This window comes from Ruegeria sp. BE1 (assembly GCF_056538885.1).
Map to the genome: position 1 here is coordinate 184,050 of NZ_JBQFTY010000003.1, position 21,133 is coordinate 205,182.

Here is a 21,133-nt window from a genome sequence, read left to right on the forward strand (position 1 = left end):
GAGAATATCATATTAAGTGATTTTTTGCGTAATTTGCGTGACGCTGTGGCGGCAGGGGCCTTTAAACAAGACCGCAAAGCCCTTTAGCCAAAGTTGGGATCGCCATAGAGCCGCGCTTTTTTCAGATCGACGCGCGTCGCAACCAGCGCCGAAGCCCGCACGCCTACATTCTCCAACTCGCGCAGGGCCCGGTACATCGTGTTCTTGGTGGTGCTGTTCCAACGCGAAAACAAAAGCACCCGATGCGAAATCTGTGACAAATAGGCGGATTCTACAGCCGATAGCAGCGGCGGCGTATCCAGCAGGATCACGTCATACATGTCCGACAGCGTGAACAGCAGATCAAGGAAAGCTTGCGAACACAGGAAATCCCCGGCCAGCGCCTGTTGGCCATCCTCTTGGCTGCGGATCAAGGGCAGGATGTCCAGCCCTTCCTGCGGGCTGCCCACCACGTAATTGAGTAGAAAATCAGGGTCTGTTTCGGCGTGTTTCAGCGCCTCTGGCGTCATGCGGGAATAGACGCGATAGGCGGATGTGACCGTATCGCAATCGATGATCAACGTGCGGTAACTTGCCTTGGCACTGACCGCACCCAGCAACAGCAGGGACGAAGATTTCCCCTCATCCGCTTCGGCCGAGGCGCTGGACAGGATCACGCATTTCCCCTCGGACGTCAGGTGCTTGGGCCGGTTCGAAAAGACGTAATTGGATTGCGCCGCCGCCGGTTCAGTCTGACCTTGGGTGACGCGCAGTCCCAAATCGCTGCTGGCCAGCAATTTGCGCCCGAAATGCTGCAATTCGGGGTCCAGCTTTCCCTCATGGGCAAAGAAGGTTTCAAAGGGCGGCTCATCCCTGATCTCAGGAAGGATCGCCGACAGTTTGACGCCTGACGCAGTTTCGAATTCCTGAGTGGTCCGCAGCCGGGTTTGAAAAATTTCCCGTGCGACAGTCCAGATCAGCCCCAGAAATACGATGGCGAACATGACGCTGATCGAGGTTTGCGACCGCTTGGGTTCGGACGGATCGACAGCGGGGCGGGCCCGTTCAATAACATGCGCGCCGGCGTCTAGATAATCGCCCTGTTCCGCCCGGCGCCCCAATTGCGAGACGAAATCACGATAGATGGCTTCGGTCACCAGAATCTCATTCTCGATCCGTTTGGTTACGGAATCGTGCTGAACCTGACGGGCCTGCTGTTCCTTGAACGTGTCGATGTTTTGTTCCAGCGTCACCAGTTGGTTCCGAAACTGATCCATTTTACGGTCGGCGGATTGCTGAACGGCGTCCAGCGCCGCAACGGCATCCGCATCGCTGATATCATTGGTTGAGCTGCGCGACAGCAGACCGGCTTGCGCGGCATAGTCCACGGCCTGCTGCAGCTCACCCTGATCACGCAAAAGGTTGATCGTGCCGGTTTGCTCTTCCAGCATAACAAGACTTTCATTGGTCAGGGCCGAGCGGCGCTCTGCCTTGATTCGCTGCGCCTTGATGGTCGCGTATTCATCCGGGGAATAGGGCGTTTCGATAGAATGGGTCTCAAGACCTGAGCTGAGCTTGTTCAGATCCTCGCGCAATTGGCCGATCCGGATGGTCAGCCAATCCTGCGATTGCCCCAGCGCATCGCGCTTCATCTTGGTCAGAACCGTCAGGTATTCCGAGGCCAGACTGTTGGCAATCTGCGCGGCCTTCTGGTTGGAGCGCGACGTGACGCGGATTTCATAAACGGCCGAGGTGTCGCCCACCTGTTCGATGCGGCGGGCCCTGAGCAGGCTTTCAACGGCTGAATCCCTGAGCAGCTCCTCTTCGCTGCGTCCGCCTGTGCTGTCGGCCTCATCCTCGCCGCCCTTCAGCAGGTCAACCACCCCGTTCTTGACGCCGCGCAGCAGTGCAACGGGGGACAGGTTCAACCCGGAGTCGTCGCCCGCGAATTCGGAATCATTCTGCAAATTCAACCGCAGGACCACGCTTTCGATCAGGTCTGTCGACCTTAGCAACTGCAGTTCGCTCTCCAGTGAGGTCAGAGACAGCGGCAGCCCGGACACCTGCGGCGTGAACTGCGTTTCCGTCTGAACGCGGGTCTCGATCATGACCTTGGCCACAGATGTGAACCGGGTGTCAGATGTGTAGGTGAAGATATAGGCCAACAGCCCGCCGCCAAACGCCAAGGCCAGAATCGTCAGGATGGACCGTCTGATGGCCCATGCGACATTGGACAGCATTCTAAGCTCGGGGTCGCCTACGGATCCGGGTCCCGGACCCGATAATTCTACGTCTAGCCCTCGGCGGTACTGATCAGTCATCACTCATAACAACGTGTGGCACAGTTAACATTCACACAGGCCCGGTCACCAATGCGCAGGACAAGACTACATCAGCATTGGTCAGGGGCGGGCCAGAAAAACTCAACAATAGATCAAGCAAACCACAATTGGCCGTGAAAAGTAAGCGAGTTTGCGGGGAATTCTGAAAATACGGGCAGAAATCGAAACAATCCGTCGTGAATGCGATGAATTTCCTAGTACGAATCGACGGGCCTGTTAACCTGATCGGGCGTTTGTTTTCTGTACCCAGTTGGTTTTTGTATGAACAAGATTGTGGAAAAGCGTCTGCCGCATGCTTTTGTCGGAGGCATGCCAGTAGCAATCGCAGGCGCTGATGAACTGACCCAATTGATGGTAGAAGACGCCCAATTGCGGCAAAGCGGCAAGCTGAAGCGGGCCGTGACTGTATTTGATTCAAACGCGCATGCAATCTCGTCCTATGCCAGTGACGAAAAGTTTGCCCGGGCCATCGATGCGGCCGACATTGTACATGCAGACGGTCAGATCGTGGTGTGGGCGTCGCGCCTGTCTTATGGCCAATACGGTGTGCCCGAGCGTACGGCAACAACCGATTTTATCCACTCTGCGGCCAAGGTTGCTGTCGAAAACGGGTTGAGTTTCTACCTTTTGGGTGGGGTTGAAGAGATCAACCGCGATTGCGCAGAAAAGCTGACGCAGATGTATCCCGGCCTTGTCATTGCGGGGCGGCGAAACGGCTATTTCGATGCGTCTGATGAGGATGCTGTCGTCGCAGACATCAATGCCAGCGGCGCAGACATTCTGTGGGTCGGGCTTGGGAAGCCGAAGGAACAGTTTTTCTCGGCCCGCGTCGCTGACAAGCTGGATCATTGCGCCTGGATCGTCACCTGTGGTGGGTGTTTCCACTATATTGTTGGCGATTACCCGCGCGCGCCGGGCTGGATGCAGACCATCGGGTTAGAATGGTTTCACCGCGTCCTGACAGGCCCGCGCTATCTGACGTGGCGCTACATGCGGACCCTGCCGCATGCGCTGAGCATTGTGCTGAGGAAAGACGTCCCCAACCGGCTTGGCCGCAGATAATGCGGCGCGGCCAGGGCAGGCAAAGGATTTGAACAAAACCGCCGCCGGAATGGCGCGGTCTGAAAGGGTATTTGGCGTGAGTAAGGTTGAGTTCATTGGCATTGGTGCGCAGAAGGCGGCGACGACATGGCTGCATCATGTCCTGTCAGATCATTCCGGCGTGACCACGGCGGACGCCAAGGAACTGAACTTTTTCACCGCGAACTATGACCGTGGCTATATCTGGTACGAAAGCTGTTTTGCCGAAGGCCCGGACGGCACGATCAAGGGCGAATGCTCTCCGACCTATTTCTTCAGTCAGGACGCCCCTCAGCGGGCCCGGGATTACAACCGCGACCTCAAGCTGATCTGTATTCTGCGCGACCCGGTTGAGCGGGCCTATTCCAACCACCTGCATGAAATCCGCAAAGGGCATATCGCATCTTCGATCTCGTTCGAGGATGCGCTGTCGCAGAACCCGGCCTATGCGCGTCAAAGCCAGTACAAACTGAATCTGCAGCGCTGGCTGGATTGTTTTGATCGCAGCGCGCTGCTGTTGCTGTTTTCCGAGGACATCGCTGAGGACCCCGGGGGCACCTATGATCAGATTTGCAGGCATCTTGCGATTGCCCCCGATCACGTCCCGGCGTCTTTGGCGGAACGCCATCATGAGACCGTCACCTATCGCAACCCGGCGGTACAGCGCACTTTGCGGCGTGGGGGGGACATGATGCGCTCCATCGGGATGCGCGGGGCGGTGCGTACCGTCAAATCTCTGCCCGGGTTGAAACAGGCCCTGTCGCTTAACCGTCAGCATCTGAAAACACGGGTCGCCCCGCCCACCGGAGAGACGCGCCAAAAACTGACCGAGCTGTTCACGCCGGACATGGAATATGTGGCGCAGGTGACAGGCCGTGCGGATTTGCCCTGGCAATCCTGGCGCGCATGCAGGGGCAATGTGTAAGCCATGCGACTGACTCAGGTGTCACGCACCCTTGGCGATATGCGCCTCAACCAGACGGGACAGATCGTCCGCCGCCTGCTGGGTGTACGGTATCTGGCCATTGAGGATTTCCTGCCGCCGATTGCCCCGGAGCAGGGCGCGCGGCTGGCCGAATTGGCGCGGCGCGCGCGGGGGGATGTGTGCACACCCATCCTTGTGCTGGGCGTCATGCCGCGCTCGGGCACCAATTTCATCCGGGATCTTCTGGCCATGCACCCGGATGTGGCCGCCGATGCCGGGCGGCTTTATGAATTTCCGCTGCTGCATGCAGCCAAGGATGCGGCGGCGTTTGGGCGCGATTTCCTCAGGTATTTCCCGCGTAACGAAGAAGTTCTTGGCAAGTATGACCTGCTGGCGCTGCTGTCGGGCGCCTGGTTTCGCGAGCTTCAGGCCGGCGCGCCGGGCAAACATATCCTGCTGAAATGCCCGCATGTGCATAACCTGACACTAGCCCCGTACATCTTTCCCGACGCCCGGCTGATCCTGTGCCTGCGCGACGGGCGCGATGTGGTGGATTCGTCGCTCAGGACCTTTTCGCGCTATTCGCTGACCCGAAAAACCTTTCGCCAGCTGGCCCATGAATGGCGTCTGGGGGCCGAGGCGATCACCAGTTTTGCCGAGGGCGGCGAGAATGAAAACGATGACACGATGGTGGCCCGCTATGAGGATGTCGTCGCCGATCCAAAGCATTTCGTGACCGAAGTGCTGGCCCATACCCAGCTGTCGCCCGAAACGTTCCCGTGGGACAACGTGGACAACCTGCCGGTGCGCGGCTCATCCCGATCGGCTGCGGGGAATGAGGCGCGCTGGCAGCCACAGGCGAAATCGTCGGATTTCAACCCGGTCAAGCGCTGGGCCGCGTGGTCAGATACGGAAAAAGCCCGGTTCGACAAACTGGCCGGGCACGCGTTGGAGCTTGCCGGGTATGAGCGGTAATGGCCCCAAACCCAATGGCCCGCATGTGGCCGTTTGCGTGGCTACCTATCTGCGTCCTAAGGGGCTGCGGGCGCTGATCGACAGCCTGAATGCGCAGAAACTGGGCCGGACGGGCGCGCGGGTGACTTTGGTGATCGCCGACAACGCGCCGCATGCCCCGGCGAAGGATAGTCTGGGCGGTATTCAGCATCTGTCCCGCTGGCCCGTGATCTATGTGACCGAGGATCAGCGCGGCATCGTTGCGGCCCGCAACCGAACCCTGTCCGAGGTGCCGCAAGACGCGGATTTCATCGCTTTCCTTGATGATGATGAGGTGGCAAGCGACACCTGGCTGGCCGAGATGCTGAAGACCATCGCTCTGCCCGATACGGTCGCCGTGCAAGGGACGGTTGAGCCGCGCTATCGCCAGCCACCGCCCGATTGGGCCGAGGCGCTGAACCTGTTTCGCATGGGCCCTTATGAGCAGGGTGAGGAACTGAATGCGGCGGCCACCAACAACGCGATGGTGCGGGCCTCGGTCATCCGGGATCGCTGGCTCAGGTTCGATCCGCGTTTCAACATCACCGGCGGCGAGGATGAAGAGTTCTTTACCCGTCTGCGCATGGGCGGCGGCACGATCCGCGCGGCGGCAAAGGCGCTGGTCTGGGATGATGTGCCGGAAAACCGCGCAAGCCTGCGTTGGCTACGGCGGCGTTGGTTCCGTATGGGCAACACCCTGAGCCGGATTGCCCTGATCCGCCGCACGGACGTCGGACTGCGAGTGCTTAAAAGCGTGGGCGCGATGGGGTGGGGGGCTGTGACCTGCCTGTGCCTTGGATTTGGGTCGCGCGCCAGATGGGTGCGCGGGTTTCTGGAACTGTGCCGGGGCGCGGGCATGATGGCCGGGCTGATGCGGGTCGAGTTCGCGGAATACAGCAGTGCCGCGGTACAGGTTGACCGGGTCGGAGGGCGCTGAAATGGAGCATGCCGTCTTTTCCATCATCATTCCCGCCCGCAATGCAGAACGCTTTGTGGACGAAACGCTCGACTCTGTGTCGAATCAAAGCTTTTCGGGTTTTGAGGTGATGTGCATTGACGACGGATCGACCGACGGCACGCGCGGGATTTTCGAAAGCTATGCGCAACGGGACCCCCGGTTTCGTCTCATCGATGGTCCGGCAAAAGGGGTCAGTGCGGCGCGAAATCTGGGTCTAACACAGGTTAAAACGCCGTTTGTGTTGTTTCTGGATGCGGATGACCTGCTGCACGGCGATGCGCTTCAATCCTATTATGACGCGCTGACACATAGTGATGCGGTCGCTGCGGTGGCGGGTGTTCAGCGTATGGATATTGATGGCACCCCGATGCGGGGGGCTGACAACCGGGCACTGGTGCCCGCGCAAAACCAATTGGACGCGCTGTTGCGCAAGAACTTTGTAGTCAATGGCGGGGCGCTTGCGCTCAGGACCAATGCGGCCCGGCAGGCCGGGGGGTATGACGAAAGCCTGATCATGGCCGAGGATTGGGAATTCTGGTGCCGCGTCGCCCTGCTGGGCGATTTTACCGTGGTCGCAGGACCGCCCCTGTTAAACTATCGACAGGTCGCGAGCGGAGCCAACCATCAGGCCCGTGGCCCAGTTTTTGCCCTTCGGGTGCCGGGGTTGCAGAAAGTGGCGGCCAACCCCGATATGCAGGCCCGGTATGGCCCACGGTTGCGCGGCCTGCTCAGAGCCCGGCAGATCGACATGTTCTGGTCCGGCGTGCGCAATCAGTACCAATACGGGCGCAAATCCACCGCCTTGGCCGAGGGGTTGTGCGGCGCGGTGCTGTATCCCGACAGCCTGCTGCGGCCCAAATTGATCTGGCGGTTTCTGAAAAGCCTGGATCGCAGCGCGCAACAGGCCACCGCAACCCCGGCAGACAGCGACAGGAGGCACTGAGTGATGAGGATTTCCCGACGTGCGCTATTGCTGCAGGGAACGACGCTGGCACTGTCTGTTCCGGTTCTGGGGACGATGGGTTTTGCAAACCCTGCCCCGGACATCGCTGTGGGATTCATGGGGGACAATATCCTGCAACTGACGGTGATCGACACGCTGTTTGAGGTTTCGCAGGCCGCGCCTGTATCCCCGTTAGACGATCGCAGTTGGTCGCCTGATCCGTTTGACAGCTTTGGATCGCTGGGTCGGCTGAACGGGGTTGAGGGGTATTTCTCGGGCGATGCAAACCCCTCGCAACCACAAGGTTTCACGCCGTGGCCCAAGATCGTCAGCGGAAGCCAGAGGTCCGGCTTTGACGCAAGCGCCTCGGTGTTTCAGCGCGGCGCGCCTGTGGATCAGCCGGGCGAGTGGCGCGTCACGATCGACGGAGCGGCAGCCAAAACTGTGTCCGTCTATCGCAAATCCGTTCCGATCGGAACGGTCGCCCTGGCCAAGCGTGAATGGGACAGCACCAAACGGCACAACCTGACGCTGGTTCTGGATCGGGCGATCCCCGATGGGGCGCAGATCACGGTTGAGGGGCCCTCGGTCCCGGTGCTCAGCCAGCGCAAGTCATCCGATCTGTTCACTGAGGCGATACATGTCTGTCAGGCGGGGTATCCGCTGCGGGGGCCCAAAAAAGCCTATGTCGGCGCATGGCTGGGACATGATGCGGCAGACCAGCCCGGAAGCACCGACGCGCTGTTGTCAGAACAAACCCGCTGGACCCTTCTGTCGGCAAGCGATGGGGCCCAGCTGCGTCAGGGGCGATTGACGCTGACCAAAGCCGGGGCAGAGCCGCATCAGAAGGGACGAAACTACAACGGCTGCGATGTCTATGAGGCCGACTTCTCAGACCTGGACACCGAAGGTAATTATGTTTTGCAGGTCGAAGGGCTGGGTCGGTCCTTTGCCTTCCGCGTCTCCCCCGCCCCTTATGCCGAGGCTTTGCGTTTGGCCGCGCGGTGGTTTTTCCACCAACGATCCGGCTGCGCGATTACCGCCGCCTATGGCGAAACCCACACCCGCCCGCGCAATGGCCACCCCGAGGATGGCCTGACCGTCTGGCAAACAGCGGCTCAACTGGGCCCCACCGGCGAAGGGTATGGGAAAGACAGCGCAACGCGCCTGTTGTCCGAGCAACCCGTGGGCGTGACCGGGGTCGCGGGTATTCCCGTCTCGGCCCGGGCGCAGGCCAACCCGGATGCGTGGGGCGGATGGCATGATGCGGGCGATTGGGACCGGCGTATTCAGCATATGGATGTGGTCTTTCAAATGGCCCATCTGGTCGAGATTCTGGATCACACGCGGTCCCTGCACCTGAACCTGCCCGAAAGCGGCAAGCCTTTTGCACATCCGGATGTACTGGCGCGCAAGGGGACGGATGATCGGGGCGATGGCATAACCGTCCTGCCCGATCTGATACATGAGGCGCTGTGGGGCATTTCCCTGTGGCGGCGGACGCAGGGCGCGGATGGGTCGATTATAGGTGGCGTGGAATACTCTAACCCGGGGATTTTTGGTTCAGTCTCATGGAATCCGGTGCAGATCGCCTACGCCTATGGCCCCGAGGATTGGGCCGCCTACAATTTTGCGATCAGCGCGGCCAAGCTGGGTCACGTTATCAAACAGACCTGCGGCGATCCTGTTCTGGGCGATGCGCTGATAGATGAGGCGCTGCGGGCCTGGCGCTGGGCCGAACAGGATGCCCGCGCCAATGCGAACAAACAGCAGGACGACAAGGCCAAAGCCATCGTGGCCCGTGCCCGCGTGGCGGCCGCGGCGGTTCTTTATCGGGCCAGCGGCGATGTTGCGGCCCGCGATGTGTTTGAGGGGAACAATGCCTTTGTGCCACGTTCCGACAAGCCAGCGGCGGGGGTGAAAAAGGGCAACTACCCCAACGCGTCGCTGGAATACGTGTTGGCCGCACGGGATGGGCAGCTGACAGACCCTGAGATTGTTGCCGCCATCGAGGGTTGGACCCGGTATCGCGCCAAAAGGGCGGGACGGATGGGGGCTGATTATGGCCTGCACAGCACTGACACCTATCCCTGGGGCCGCGGCTGGCTGCGGTTTGGCCCGGGTTCCAACTGGAGGGCGAGCGAATATGCGATGTATCTGACCGCAAGCGACGAGCTTGATCCGCAGATGTCGGATGCGGTGGCCGAAGGCATGTGGTTCGGACTGGGCTGCAACCCATCCAACACCAGCTTTGTTCAGGGGTTGGGTTATCGCGATTTTGCAGACCCTCTTTTGCTGGACGGGCGCGGATTGCCGCCGATCCCCGGCCAGATCAGCTTTGGCGTGGCGGGTGGCAAGATGCACAAATGGGAACTGCGCAAGACCGAGGGCGCGATTTACCCGCCTGATCAAGACAATTGGCCCGTTTACGCGCAGATTTTCGAAAGCCGCAGCATAGTGATCTGCGCCGAACACGGTATCAAATCCAACGCGTTGGAATGGCTGGTGGCCTGTGCGCTGGTCAATCGCGACCCGCCGGACCCGTCGCAATAGCCCCTCTTTGGGACGGCGCAGCCTTGAAGGCCGGGTGACTCACCCTTTATCACTTAAATGTCGGTAGCTCTTTCTTGCCCATACGGTCTTGGATAAGACGGGGCAGGGCAACCAAGCCCCTTGCTGCGCCAAACAATCAGGAGCGTATCCATGACCAGTCTCCGTTCGGTCCTTGCCGCCAGCCTATCTGTGTTGCCTGCGCTGGCAGCGGCCCAGACGACCGCAAACACCGGGGGGCTGCAGATCGAGCTGAACGCCGTCGAAACCGTCGAGAACGCATGCCGCCTGACCTTTCTGGTCGAAAACCAATCGGATACGTCGATTGATACGGCCAATTATCAGGTGGTGATCTTCGATGAGGGGGGCGTTTTTGAACGGCTCACCCTGTTTGGGTTCCGCGACCTGCCGGCCGGGCGGCCTCGTGTGCGCCAGTTCGATGTGCGCGACATCGCATGTGACAGCCTTGGGCGTGTTCTGTTCAACGGCCTCAGCGCCTGTACCGTCGGTGGTGCCGACAGCACTGCCTGCGACGCGACCCCGACCCTGACCACCCGAACAGAAGTGGAGCTTTTGGGATGAGCTTTCTGGACGCCCTGCGCGAAATTCTGGCCCTTGGCGGGCCTGTGGTTGCCATCCTGATCGCCATGTCCGTGGTGACGCTGGCGGTCACGATTTACAAACTCTGGCAATTTGCGGTCTCGGGCGTTGGCCGCCACCGCGTTCTGACACAGGCGCTTGAGGCATGGGATGCCGGGGACAAACAAACCGCCCGCGCGCGGCTGGCGAAAAGCCACAGCTATCTGGCGCCGCTGGTTGGCGTTGCGATGGATGCCCCCGATGCGCCCGGTCTGGACCAAAGGCTGGATGCCGAGGCGGGGCTGGCGTTGGCCGGGTTGGAACGCGGCTTTCGCCTGCTTGATACCGTCGCGCAGCTGGCCCCGTTGCTGGGCCTGTTCGGCACGGTTCTGGGTATGATCGAGGCATTCCGCAGCCTTCAATCCGCCGGGTCATCCGTTGACCCCTCGCTGTTGGCGGGTGGTATCTGGGTGGCGCTGGTGACCACCGCGGTGGGCCTGGCGGTTGCGATGCCGACCTCGATGGTTCTGTCATGGTTCGAAAGCCGCACCGCGCGCGAGCGGGTCTTTGCAGACAAGGCGCTGCGCACCGTTCTGGTGCCCGGTCAGGCGATCCCGCTGGCGCAGGATGATCAGACCATGGCGGCCACGCCCGGACATGCGTAACCCGGCACCCTTTGTCAGACGGCGCATGGCGATGACACCGCTCATCGACGTGATCTTTTTGCTGTTGCTGTTCTTCATGCTGACCTCGACCTTTTCCAAATTTGGTGAGATCGAGCTGAGCAACGCCACCGCAGGTACCTCATCTGGTGGGACACCACAGGCCCGCGCCTTTGTGCAGCTGGGGGTGGACCGGCTGGTGCTGAACGGAACCCCCGTGACGCTGGAGGAACTGACAGCGCAGGTGACCACCGGGCAGGTGCTGGTTAGCCTGGACCCGGACACCACGGCGCAGAATGTGGTGGATCTGCTGGTCGAACTGCGCGGCCGCGACGGCCTGAGCGTGCTGGTGCTGGAATGATCCGTCAGACCCGCCCCCGCGCCCGGCGCGATTCTACTATTGCGTTGATCAACATCGTCTTTCTGATGCTGATCTTCTTTTTGATTGCGGGCACTGTGGCCACGCCGTTGGACCCGGATCTGGACCTTGTGGACACGTCCGAGTTGGACGGGCGCGAGCCGCCGGATGCGCTGGTGTTGCATCAGGACGGGACGCTTAGCTTTCGCGGTGCGCCGATCCAGCCCGAAACCTATATGGCTGGGCGTGAGCCGGGGCCCGTGCGTATCGTGCCTGACCGCAACGCCCCGGGCATTCGCCTGATGGAGGTGACCGGTGAGCTGCGCCGTCTGGGTGCGCTGTCGGTCTTTGTCGTAACCGAGAAAGCGCTGGAATGATCCGGGGCTCGGTCTATATCGCGCTGCTGGCCGCGCTGTTGTCGCTGATCCTGCACCTTATGGGCCTAAGCTTGACCGCCCCCAGTCTTGTGCAAGAGCAGGGGGCAGACGGATCCACGGATTCGGTCGAATTGGGCAATAGCTTTGAAGACCTTGTCGATACGGTCGCCGAACCGGTTGAGCCTGAGGAACAGGACGCCCCCGAGCCAGAGGAGCCACCCGAGCCCGAACCGGAACCCGAGCCTGAGCCGGAAGCGGCTGAAATTCCCACCAGCGAGGTGCATGTCGCGTCCGATGACCCGCAACAGACCTTTGCGCCTGACACCGGCACCTCAGAGGTGGTTCAGCCCGTATCGCCGGACCCGGTCGAGGCGGAAACGCCCCCCACCGAAGACACAACCGAGGGCGACGAAACCGCCAGCGATGAGGTTGATGAAACCCCCGATGTTGAAACGGCTGAGGTCGCCGAGACGCCCGAAGGCTCACCTGAGGCGACCGAGCCGGTTGCCGACCCACCCGCCGCGCCGGAACCCCAGGAGGTTGAGCAACTGGCCGCCCTGACCGAACCGTCGGAGACGCCTGAACCATCCGCCACAGCGGTCGTGCCGTTGGACTCTGAGGCGGTCGAGGCGATTATCCCTGCCGTCCCGGCTGAGGCCGTTCCGCAGATCGAAGACAGCTCTGAAGGGTCCGAGCTGGCGGTGGCCTCGTCCATCCGCCCGCAACTGCCAGATCGACGCCCACAACCCGAAGCCCCCGGCGTGCTGAGCGGGTTGCGGGATTTCAGCGATCTGCGTTTTCCAACGCGAGAAGTTGAATCGCCCCTGGCCACCTATGCGCGCCGGGGCGTAGATGCCTTTACCATAAGCGACAGCGGCACGCGGTCCGGCGGGCGCGGGCCCGGAAACTCGGACAGAACCAATTATGCGGGTGAGGTTCTGGTGCATCTGAACCGCGCGCCGGTGGTCTATACATCGGCGCGGGGCGCAGCGAAGGTGTTTTTTGAGATCAATCCGGATGGGACCCTTGCCTGGGTCGATGTGGTCGACAGCACCGGCACACCCGATGTTGAACGCGCCGCCAAGGCGCAGGTCGAAGCCGCGTCACCTTTTCCCAAACCCCCCGGAGGTGTCAGCCGCAAGCTGACTTTTGTGTACAGCAGCAGATGAATTGTCTGTTGCGCCGGTCCGTCTGGCGTTTGCCATGTCAAAAGTTGGACCCGAACCAGAGCGCAAGTGCATCCGACTTAAACTGTCAGGAATTCGAAGTTTAAAGAGGCGCTTGAATTTTTTGTCATCACCTTTTTGTCACTGAGGGTGATTGATGCACAAGTATTTGTAAAATAACTAAAATTATATGAAGCAAATATGACGCAGTGCAAATTCGCAACGCCTGATTTCGGCAAAAATCTGAGTCCACGTAACGGGCGTTGCTGTTGCTTTCGATTTGCCCGATGACGCGTTCAGCCACAGTGTGTGGCGACACTCCTCTCACAATAACCTTATGGATTAACCATGAAAAAGCTTCTTTTCGCATCGACTGCGTTGTTTGCGACAGCCGGTATGGCTGCTGCTGAATCTGGTGTTAACTTCAGCGGCTACGGTCGTTTTGGTATCGGCTATGTTGAAGACCGCACCGGAACGGTAACCAACTTCACATCGGGTGGCGCTGCAGCGGGCACAGCCACCGTCGACACCGACGACGCGATCCTCGTTTCGCGCTTTCGTCTGAACCTTGACGGTTTCACCGAAACCGATGGTGGCGTTCGCTTTGAAGGCCGTGTTCGTCTGCAAGCTGACGAAAACAGCGGCAACGGCGAAGCCAACACTGCTGGCCTGAACGGCGCACGCTTCTCGGTCATCTACGGTGGTCTGCGTGTTGACGCGGGCAACGTCTCGGGCGCCTTCGACAACCTTGGCGATTACTTCGGTAACGAGCCCGGCCTTGAGGAATTCCTGGGCCAGTATGTTGGTGTGAACTACGAGTTCCTCGAATACAGCTCGACCGGTGCAGGCGCGCAGGCTGTCTTCTTCCAATATGATGCGGGCGACCTGTCCTTTGGCGGTTCTTACGACCAGCAGACAGTGGCCGTGAACGGTAACGCAACCGATGCAGACCGTTGGGACGTCTTCGCGTCCTATTCGTTCAACAACTTCACTGCCTCGCTGGTTTATGGTGAGACCGACAGCTTTGGCTCGATCGACAAGCAAAGCCTGACCGTTCTGACACTGGGTGCAGAATTCGAAGACTTCTACGGCACGCTGTTCCTGGCGGACGATGATGTCGCCGATGACGACGAAAACGGCACCGCCTATGGCTTCTCGGTTGCTTACAACGTTGGTGCAGCAACCACGCTTCAACTGGTTTACGGTGACGGTAACGCTGACGGCGACACCCGTAACATCGGCGTTGGTGCCATCTATGATCTGGGTGGCGGCACAACACTGCGGGGCGCTGTGGGTCAGGTCAAAGAAGGCGAAGCGGACAGCTTCATCCAGTCCGACTTTGGTGTTTGGTTCAACTTCTAAGCTGAGCTGATCCAAAACGGCTAAAGGGCGGGTTTTCGGACCCGCCCTTTTTCATGTGTTATTTCTTTTCAAAGAACAAAATGACCTCACCCAATCGCACACCATAGCGTGAGACATAGGCGCGGTTCAGCAGGCGATCATCGCTTAGCAACCACATCCAATCATCGAAATTCACCCGCATGGTGCCGTCCTTGACGGGCAAATCGATCTTGTATTTCCAGTTGAACGTATCGCCCCGTTCAACCCCGCTGGCGGTGCCCAGTATGCCGGGGGCGGTGCCGGTCCAGGTGTCCGCGCCGGTTTTGGTCAGGGTCCAGATGCGCTGTTCGGTGGCGCCGTCATCATAGACGAAATCCTCGACCAGGGTCAGCGTTTCACCATCCCAGGTGCCGTCAATCTCGACCGTGAACCGGCGGGGGACATTGCCCAGAACATCCTGAAACTGACCGTAGGCGACGGTTTTGCCTTCAAAGAACTCTTCAAGGTTCAACTGCCGGTCGGACAGGAAGGTCTTGGGCACGCGCGGCTTGGCCGAACAGGCGGCCAGAGCGATCAGTCCCAGTACGGCAAATGCTGCGATCAGGTAACGGCGCGGGGTCATTGCAGCGTCCGTGTCTCGGCCGTGGCGTCGTAGCCGTTTGAGCCGCTGACATGTGCCGCCTTGACCTCGGGCGCGGGACGCATTGTGGCGACCAGTTCGGCAACCTTCAGGCCGAATTTGCGCATTTCAGAGCGATTCATGATCACGCCGCTTTCGGTCAGATACATCCAGTCAGTGACATCCAGCGTGTGCCCGCCCGAATCCTTGGGCAGGATGATCCGATAGGTCAGCTTGACGGTCGAGCCCGAGATCGTCCCGTGCCCTTCGCCCACGATGTCATCTGCCGTGGCAGTAAACGTATTGCCGGTGCCCAGCGTCAGATACCATTTGCGGGTCATTTGTTTGCCGTTGGAATAGGTGAAGTACTCGGCCAATGTGCCGGTGTTTCCGTCCCATTCCCCCACCATGCGGGCGACAAAGCTGTTGGTCATCTTGCCATTGGGGCCATAGATCAGCCCTTCGGACAGAATCTCGCCGTTCAGGTTTTCCTTCATTTTGAACGCGGGCCCGGTGCCGGAATAGTCGGCAGGGGTTTGCGACCGAAAGCTGAGGAACCGGCGCTTGGCGATGATCAGGGTCAGGATGGCAGTCAGAAGGATGGCTAGGATCGTCATTCGGCTGAGACCTCCGTTGGCAGCGTCAGGACCAGCCCGAACGCGCCGAGTTTCAGGATGCAGGGCAGCACGGCATAGGCGAAGGTGAGTGTGCGTAGCGCCTCGGCCGAATTGGCTTGCCCCGGTGTGAATCCACTGCGTTCCAGCAGCGGCAGTGTGAAAAAAGCGGCCAGCGCAAGGCCCAGCTTGCCCGCAAATGACCAGATGCCGAAGGCGGCGGATGCGTTCAGCCCCGCCCGGGTCAGCACGACTGAGAACATCGCAGGCAAAACCACCATATCGGCCCCCAGCGCCGCGCCCGATGTCACACAGATCAGGGCAAACCCGGCCAGATTTCCGGTGGCCAAAGTTGCAGCGCCAACAAAGCCTGCTATCGCCAAGGGCATGGCGATCATCAGAGTCTGTTTCGGGCCAATCCGGTTGCTGAGCCGCGCCCAGAGCGGCACGCTCAGCCCGGCGCTGAGGAAAAACAGGATCAGCAGCGGGCCGGCTTTACCCGGCAGTTGCAACCGATCTTCGACAAAGAACAGAAACAGGGTTGAGGTGATCGCCACAGGCAGGCTGTTGACCAGCGCCAGTAACAGAAGACGCAGCGCGCCTGCCTGCCCAAGCCCTGCAAATGACAGGCCCTGTCCGGTGATCGGAACCCGCCGCCAGATAGGCACCGTCATCACCAATGTAAGAACGGCCAGCAGACCCAGAAACATCCCGAACGCCGGATAGCCTTGCGCGCTGGCCCCCAAGGCCACGAACAGGGCGGGGGCGCTGGCGGCCAAAATGACGCCGGTCAGTTGCCCGCCTTCGCGCCATGCTGCCAGCGTCATCAGCTCTTTGGCGTCGGCCTGTTTGGCCAGCGTTGCGCTGCGTCCATAAAGAAGGATCGTGCCAAGGCTGTAGGCCGAGAATAAAAGCACCAGAACAGACACTAATGCAGCGATACTTGCGCCTTCAGGCAGTCCAAACAGCAGGGGAAACCCGACGGCCAGTCCAAGGGCGGCCGCTGCGGCAAAGGCCAGCTGCGCGCCGGGCCAGCGGTCGATGGACCAGCCGATCAGGGGATCTTGCACCAGATCGACAATGCGGATCAGCAGCAATACGGTTCCAATTGCGCCCAGCCCAATACCAAGGTTAACGGCGGCAAAGCGCGGCAGATGGATATACAGCGGTATCCCCGCCGCAGCCAACATTAGGGCATACAGACTGACCCGTGGGTAGAGCATCACTGCCCTCGCAGCTTTTGCGTGAAGGCGGCCGATCGGGTGTTGTCCCCCAGAAAAACCGACATAAAGCTTCGTTTGATCCCCGGATAGGACATCGTGCAGGTCTTGCTGCCGTTCAGCCAGAAGGACACTTTGTCAGGCCCCTCGGACACCGCCAGATAGCGGTCGCCTTTCTTAACGGCCTTGAAGCAGACCTGCAGTTGATCGCGCACAGGGGCGGACCGGCCAATGCGCTGCATCTCGTCCAGGGTCGAGTTGATCAGCGCCTTTTGCGAGATGTTGCGGCGGTACTGCAGCTGCAGGCCGAAATCCTCGTTCCAGTTAAAGGCCGCACCCCCCGGCGTATACAGCGTCGCGTCATACACAGGCAGCCCGAGATAGCGATAGGTTGCCGTACCGCGCAGTTGCGGGTTGTTCAGCTCATCCAAACCGGGGGCTGCCAGCACCCCCGAAGGGACCAGCAAACAGATCGACAGCAACGTCGGGCGCAGAATGGTAGCTTTAAGCCGAAGCAGGCAGGACCGGGTCTTTTGCAAGAATGCCATTGTCAGCTCCGAGTGTGTGCGGGGTGCCGTTCAAGCGCTCGACCACATGCATCGCGCTGGCAATCCCGTCTTCGTGAAAGCCATGCCGGTTATACGCACCGGCAAACCATGTTCGGTTCTGTCCCTGCATCTCGCGGATTTGCCCTTGTGCCTTCAGGGCGGCCTTGTCGAACACCGGGTGGGCGAATTCGACCTGGTCATAGATTTTATCCGCAGGAATATCCGAGGATGCGTTCAGCGATACGAACATCGGATCGCTGTCCGGGATGTTCTGTAGCCGGTTCATCCAATAGGTGACGCCAACATTCCCCGCTTGCGAGCGATAGGTCCAACTGGACCAGCAGGCGCGCCGGCGCGGCATCTGGCGCGGGTCGCAATGCAGGATGGCGGTGTTGGGTTGATAGCGAATAGACCCTAACGCGGCTTTTTCGCCCTCGGTCGCGGCATCACCCAATATGGCCAGCGACTGGTCGGAATGGGTGGCCAGGATGATCTCATCAAACAGATCGGCCTGTCCCTGACTGTGGACAGTGACGCCTGTTTCATCCCGCTGAACGTGGTCAACGGGCGCGGCCAGCCGAATCTCGCACCCCCGCGCGCGCAGGGCGGCGTCGATGCGGCGGACATATTCGATGCTGCCGCCTTTGACGGTGTACCACTGATGCTGTTTGGCGCGGCCACTGGCCAGCAGGGCGTGATTGCGGAAGAACTGCACCAGCGATCGGGCGGGGAACTGATCCACGAACTCAACCGGGGTGGACCAGATCGCGCCGCACATGGGCATCAGGTAATTGTGGCGGAACCAGTGGCCAAGGCGCAGTTGATCCACAAGCTCTCCGATGGTGGTGTCATCATCCTGCGCGGCCTCGGGGGCCTCTTTACCAAAGCGCAGGATGTCGGCGATCATCTTGTAATAGGCCGGACGCGCGAGGTTGCGTTTCTGCGCAGTCAGGGTGCGCAGGTTGTTCAGCCCGTATTCGATGCGGCCATTGTCGATGGTGGCGCCAAAGCTCATCTCGGATTTTATGACGGGCACGTTCAACTCATCAAACAGCGCGGTCAGGTACGGATAGGTCGCATAGTTGAAGACGATAAACCCGGTATCCACGGGCTGATCCCCGTTCTTGCCCGCCATGACGGTGCGGGCGTGACCGCCCAGCCGGGGCTCGGCCTCGAACACGGTTACGTCGTTGTTTTGTGACAGGTAGTAAGCTGCGGAGAGACCCGAGATGCCTGCGCCTATGACTGCGATTTTTTTCCGGACGCCCCGGGATTCGTCGAACATTCAAGCCTCGTTATGTAACGTATTACAATAAGATACGCAGAATAGGCTGGGGTGGATCAATCGGGTTAGTGGTTTTTCAGTTTTGCACTATGTTGTGACCTCTGATTACAGGCTGCGTTTGTCTGCGCTGCGTGATCCACGGAACCAGCAGGGCCGTAATACAAACACACAAAACGGAAACGGCCCTTGAATGAGCAGCTTTAACGGAAAAACCTATTGGATCATCGGCGCCAGCGAAGGCTTGGGCCGGGCGCTGGCCGTGGCGTTGGCCCGTCAGGGTGCCCATCTGATCCTGTCCGCGCGCAATGCCGAGCGTCTGGCCGAGATCTGTGGGACGCTGCCCAATGCGCGTGCAATTTCGATGGATGTGACTGATTTAGACTCTATTCGAGCGGCTGTGGCCGAGACCGGAGAGATTGAAGGTCTGGTCTATAATGCAGGTGCCTATGATCCCATGCGCGCGGGTGAATGGGACACCGATGCCGCCTTGCGGATGGCCGATGTGAACTATCTGGGCGCTTTGCGTGTGCTGGGTGAGACCGTGCCCGCGCTTGTCAAAGCGGGACGGGGAGAGATAACGCTGATCGGCTCGTTGGCTGGGTATCACGGCTTGCCCGCAGCGATTGGCTATGCGTCCAGCAAAGCGGCGCTGGTGTCATTGGCCGAGACGATGCGGCATGATCTGGCAGGGTCGGGGGTTACGGTGCGGATCGTCAATCCGGGCTTCATCAAGACCCGCCTGACCGAAAAGAACAGTTTCAAGATGCCCATGCTGATGACACCCGAGGATGCCGCGGATCGCGTGGTCAAGGCGATGTCGCGCCGTCGGTTCCGTACCGATTTCCCCGCGCCGTTTTCGTGGGTCATCCGGTTGATTGATTATCTGCCGGATTGGCTGGTTTACCGTGGAAAATAGACCCTAATTAGCGCTTTTCAGCAAAACTTCCCCTGACAGAACCAGCCTGCGGACATGGTGCCGCCGTGGCCGTAAAACAGCCACAACCGCTCGCCCTGTTCGGTCACCACCACCCAGTAATCGCGCACGCCGCTGCGCCAGTTCGGATCGTCCAGCCACCATTCCGGTGCGATCCGTTCCGGGCCGGTGGCCTGCGCCAGTTGCCAGTCGCGCCCGCGCCAGCGGAATGTGTCGGGCACGTCCGGGGTTTCGGGGGCCATCACCGGTTCAGGCTGCCACATCTGCAAGGGGCGCGGGCGGGGCGATACGGGCCAGTCGCGCGCGGGTTCTGACCACGCCGCCGCCAGCACCTGCGCGGTTTTCTCGGGGATATGCGAGGCCGCCGGATGCCGCCTTGTGATCGCGTCCAACCCGACCCGCGCACCCAGTTTGGCCGTAAGGTCCTCAACAGCAGTGTTGCCCTCCAGCCGGTTGCGCACGGCACGGCGCGCCTCGGCATGGCCGGCCATGGTGCGGGCGTGGATGGGCTCGGTCTGGACCGCTTCAAGCCGTAACATATCGATGCCATAGCCCGCGTCGATCTGGTCAACTTTCATCTCTAACAAAGGGCGAATACGGTGTTTGTCATAAGTCGGACGGGCCAGTCCGACCTCGATGATCTCAGCCGCCTGATCGGCGCGATGGGCTTCCAGCCGCAAGGTCCGCACGCCGCGTGCTTTCTCTTCAAGCTTGGTGCAGAGCGTCGGTAGCACCCGGTCGATGGCGGCCATCACATCCTCGGTCAGGCCGATCGGGTTGGGCAGGGTCATCCGCACCGCAAAGTGATGCGGCGGTCGGGCGGGCGAGACCGGCTCGGGCGCGCTGCCCATCGCCTGATCCAGCCGCAGCACCAGCCCACGCCCAAACCGCCGCGCCAGCGATGCGCGGGGCTGCCCTAGTAGATCGCCGATCCGGCGCAGGCCCAGACGGTTCAACTGCGCGACCACCTGATCTTCCAGCCGCAGCGCCGCGATGGGCAGGGGGCTGAGCGCGCCATAGGACTGCCCCGGCGCCGCGATCCGTGCGCCACCGCCCAGGGCCATCACCTGCGGCGCGGCCCCGCCCTTGGTCCAATGCCGCCGCTTACTGGCACGAGCGCGGGTGGCGCGTGCCTCTTGGCTGATGGCGTCGCCATTGCGGTCGGACACGGCCTCTTGTCCCGCATACCGCGCCAGCGCCCAGGCCGCCCCCAACGTGTCGGCGATGCCCATCTGCACGCTGAGCCCCATATCGGCGCAGTCGGTTTCCAGCACGTTCAGCAGCGCCTGTTCCCCGCCGAACAGATGCGCGCAACCCGACAGATCAACGACCAATCCGTCGGGGGCCTCTTCGGCCACCCACGGGCTGAACTTGCCCGCCCAGCGGCGCAGAGCAGTCAGGAACGCCGCCTCGGCCGGGGCGTTGCGGGGGCGGGTCACAAGGCTGGCGCACATGGCATGGGCATCGCGCACCGGCTGGCTCACATGCAGCCCAGCGGCCTGCGCCTCCGCGTTCAGTGAGGTGACCACCTGCATATTCGCCTGCTCAGCCACCACAGCCAAAGGTCCATCCTGCAGCCCCCGCGCAGCGCGGATCAGCCGTTCAGCCCCCAGACGGGGAAACCACAGTGACAATATTCGGCGTTTCGGCATCGGCAGAC

At 60.7% G+C, this 21,133-nt stretch carries 20 protein-coding genes; 13 read left to right on the forward strand and 7 right to left on the reverse strand.

Going from position 1 to position 21,133, the window contains the following annotated elements:
- Window positions 1-83: 83 nt before the first annotated feature.
- Complete coding sequence (locus ACR0J5_RS11035) at window positions 84-2,219, reverse strand: GumC family protein (protein ID WP_480653253.1); 2,136 nt, start codon at window positions 2,217-2,219, stop codon at window positions 84-86.
- A 411-nt stretch (window positions 2,220-2,630) separates the two neighbouring features.
- On the opposite strand from ACR0J5_RS11035, the gene ACR0J5_RS11040 reads away from it, so the two are divergent.
- The 12 genes from ACR0J5_RS11040 to ACR0J5_RS11095 all read left to right on the forward strand — a co-directional run bounded on the left by ACR0J5_RS11040 (window position 2,631) and on the right by ACR0J5_RS11095 (window position 14,274).
- Complete coding sequence (locus ACR0J5_RS11040) at window positions 2,631-3,383, forward strand: WecB/TagA/CpsF family glycosyltransferase (protein WP_480653255.1); 753 nt, start codon at window positions 2,631-2,633, stop codon at window positions 3,381-3,383.
- Window positions 3,384-3,459: 76 nt separating this feature from the next.
- On the forward strand, window positions 3,460-4,326 hold the full coding sequence (locus tag ACR0J5_RS11045) for a sulfotransferase domain-containing protein (RefSeq protein WP_480653257.1): 867 nt from the start codon (window positions 3,460-3,462) through the stop codon (window positions 4,324-4,326).
- Window positions 4,327-4,329: 3 nt separating this feature from the next.
- Window positions 4,330-5,301: a sulfotransferase family protein gene (locus tag ACR0J5_RS11050; RefSeq protein ID WP_480653259.1), complete on the forward strand. Its 972-nt coding sequence runs from the start codon at window positions 4,330-4,332 to the stop codon at window positions 5,299-5,301.
- Window positions 5,291-6,256, forward strand: a complete 966-nt coding sequence (locus tag ACR0J5_RS11055; protein ID WP_480653261.1) for a glycosyltransferase family 2 protein — start codon at window positions 5,291-5,293, stop codon at window positions 6,254-6,256. The genes ACR0J5_RS11050 and ACR0J5_RS11055 overlap by 11 nt, the downstream gene beginning before the upstream one ends.
- Window position 6,257: 1 nt before the next feature.
- Window positions 6,258-7,220, forward strand: coding sequence for a glycosyltransferase family 2 protein (locus tag ACR0J5_RS11060; protein WP_480653263.1), 963 nt, complete (start codon window positions 6,258-6,260; stop codon window positions 7,218-7,220).
- Window positions 7,221-7,223: 3 nt separating this feature from the next.
- On the forward strand, window positions 7,224-9,773 hold the full coding sequence (locus ACR0J5_RS11065) for a glycoside hydrolase family 9 protein (RefSeq protein ID WP_480653265.1): 2,550 nt from the start codon (window positions 7,224-7,226) through the stop codon (window positions 9,771-9,773).
- A 150-nt stretch (window positions 9,774-9,923) separates the two neighbouring features.
- Window positions 9,924-10,352, forward strand: a complete 429-nt coding sequence (locus ACR0J5_RS11070; RefSeq protein ID WP_480653267.1) for a hypothetical protein — start codon at window positions 9,924-9,926, stop codon at window positions 10,350-10,352.
- Window positions 10,349-11,014: a MotA/TolQ/ExbB proton channel family protein gene (locus ACR0J5_RS11075; protein WP_480653268.1), complete on the forward strand. Its 666-nt coding sequence runs from the start codon at window positions 10,349-10,351 to the stop codon at window positions 11,012-11,014. Before ACR0J5_RS11070 ends, ACR0J5_RS11075 begins: the two co-directional genes overlap by 4 nt.
- Window positions 11,007-11,372 (forward strand): ExbD/TolR family protein, encoded by a 366-nt coding sequence (locus ACR0J5_RS11080; protein WP_480653270.1) that lies wholly within the window; start codon window positions 11,007-11,009, stop codon window positions 11,370-11,372. The genes ACR0J5_RS11075 and ACR0J5_RS11080 overlap by 8 nt, the downstream gene beginning before the upstream one ends.
- Window positions 11,369-11,746 (forward strand): ExbD/TolR family protein, encoded by a 378-nt coding sequence (locus tag ACR0J5_RS11085; RefSeq protein WP_480653272.1) that lies wholly within the window; start codon window positions 11,369-11,371, stop codon window positions 11,744-11,746. Before ACR0J5_RS11080 ends, ACR0J5_RS11085 begins: the two co-directional genes overlap by 4 nt.
- Complete coding sequence (locus ACR0J5_RS11090) at window positions 11,743-12,915, forward strand: energy transducer TonB family protein (protein ID WP_480653274.1); 1,173 nt, start codon at window positions 11,743-11,745, stop codon at window positions 12,913-12,915. Before ACR0J5_RS11085 ends, ACR0J5_RS11090 begins: the two co-directional genes overlap by 4 nt.
- A 345-nt stretch (window positions 12,916-13,260) precedes the next feature.
- Window positions 13,261-14,274 (forward strand): porin, encoded by a 1,014-nt coding sequence (locus ACR0J5_RS11095; protein ID WP_480653276.1) that lies wholly within the window; start codon window positions 13,261-13,263, stop codon window positions 14,272-14,274.
- Between the two features lie 58 nt (window positions 14,275-14,332).
- Here ACR0J5_RS11095 and ACR0J5_RS11100 read toward each other — a convergent pair whose 3' ends face one another.
- Genes ACR0J5_RS11100 through ACR0J5_RS11120 form a run of 5 tightly spaced genes read right to left on the reverse strand, consistent with a single transcriptional unit; the run spans window position 14,333 to window position 18,539 of the window.
- Window positions 14,333-14,875: a DUF3833 domain-containing protein gene (locus tag ACR0J5_RS11100; RefSeq protein ID WP_480653278.1), complete on the reverse strand. Its 543-nt coding sequence runs from the start codon at window positions 14,873-14,875 to the stop codon at window positions 14,333-14,335.
- Window positions 14,872-15,489 carry a DUF3833 domain-containing protein gene (locus ACR0J5_RS11105; RefSeq protein WP_480653280.1) on the reverse strand — a complete coding sequence of 206 codons (618 nt, stop codon included), beginning with the start codon at window positions 15,487-15,489 and terminating at the stop codon, window positions 14,872-14,874. The genes ACR0J5_RS11100 and ACR0J5_RS11105 overlap by 4 nt, the downstream gene beginning before the upstream one ends.
- The gene (locus ACR0J5_RS11110; RefSeq protein ID WP_480653282.1) at window positions 15,486-16,709 is read right to left on the reverse strand and encodes an MFS transporter; all 1,224 of its coding nucleotides are present in this window, start codon (window positions 16,707-16,709) and stop codon (window positions 15,486-15,488) included. Before ACR0J5_RS11110 ends, ACR0J5_RS11105 begins: the two co-directional genes overlap by 4 nt.
- Complete coding sequence (locus ACR0J5_RS11115; RefSeq protein WP_480653284.1) at window positions 16,709-17,254, reverse strand: hypothetical protein; 546 nt, start codon at window positions 17,252-17,254, stop codon at window positions 16,709-16,711. The genes ACR0J5_RS11110 and ACR0J5_RS11115 overlap by 1 nt, the downstream gene beginning before the upstream one ends.
- Window positions 17,211-18,539: an NAD(P)/FAD-dependent oxidoreductase gene (locus ACR0J5_RS11120; protein WP_480653286.1), complete on the reverse strand. Its 1,329-nt coding sequence runs from the start codon at window positions 18,537-18,539 to the stop codon at window positions 17,211-17,213. The genes ACR0J5_RS11115 and ACR0J5_RS11120 overlap by 44 nt, the downstream gene beginning before the upstream one ends.
- A gap of 190 nt (window positions 18,540-18,729) precedes the next feature.
- Between ACR0J5_RS11120 and ACR0J5_RS11125 the strand changes: the two genes are divergently transcribed.
- A complete protein-coding gene (locus ACR0J5_RS11125) occupies window positions 18,730-19,455 on the forward strand; it encodes an SDR family NAD(P)-dependent oxidoreductase (protein ID WP_480653288.1) in 726 nt (241 codons plus the stop codon).
- A gap of 17 nt (window positions 19,456-19,472) precedes the next feature.
- On the opposite strand, the gene ACR0J5_RS11130 is transcribed toward ACR0J5_RS11125, so the two are convergent.
- Entirely contained in the window at window positions 19,473-21,125 is a 1,653-nt protein-coding gene (locus ACR0J5_RS11130) for a DUF6504 family protein (RefSeq protein ID WP_480653290.1), read from the reverse strand.
- Window positions 21,126-21,133: the final 8 nt, after the last annotated feature.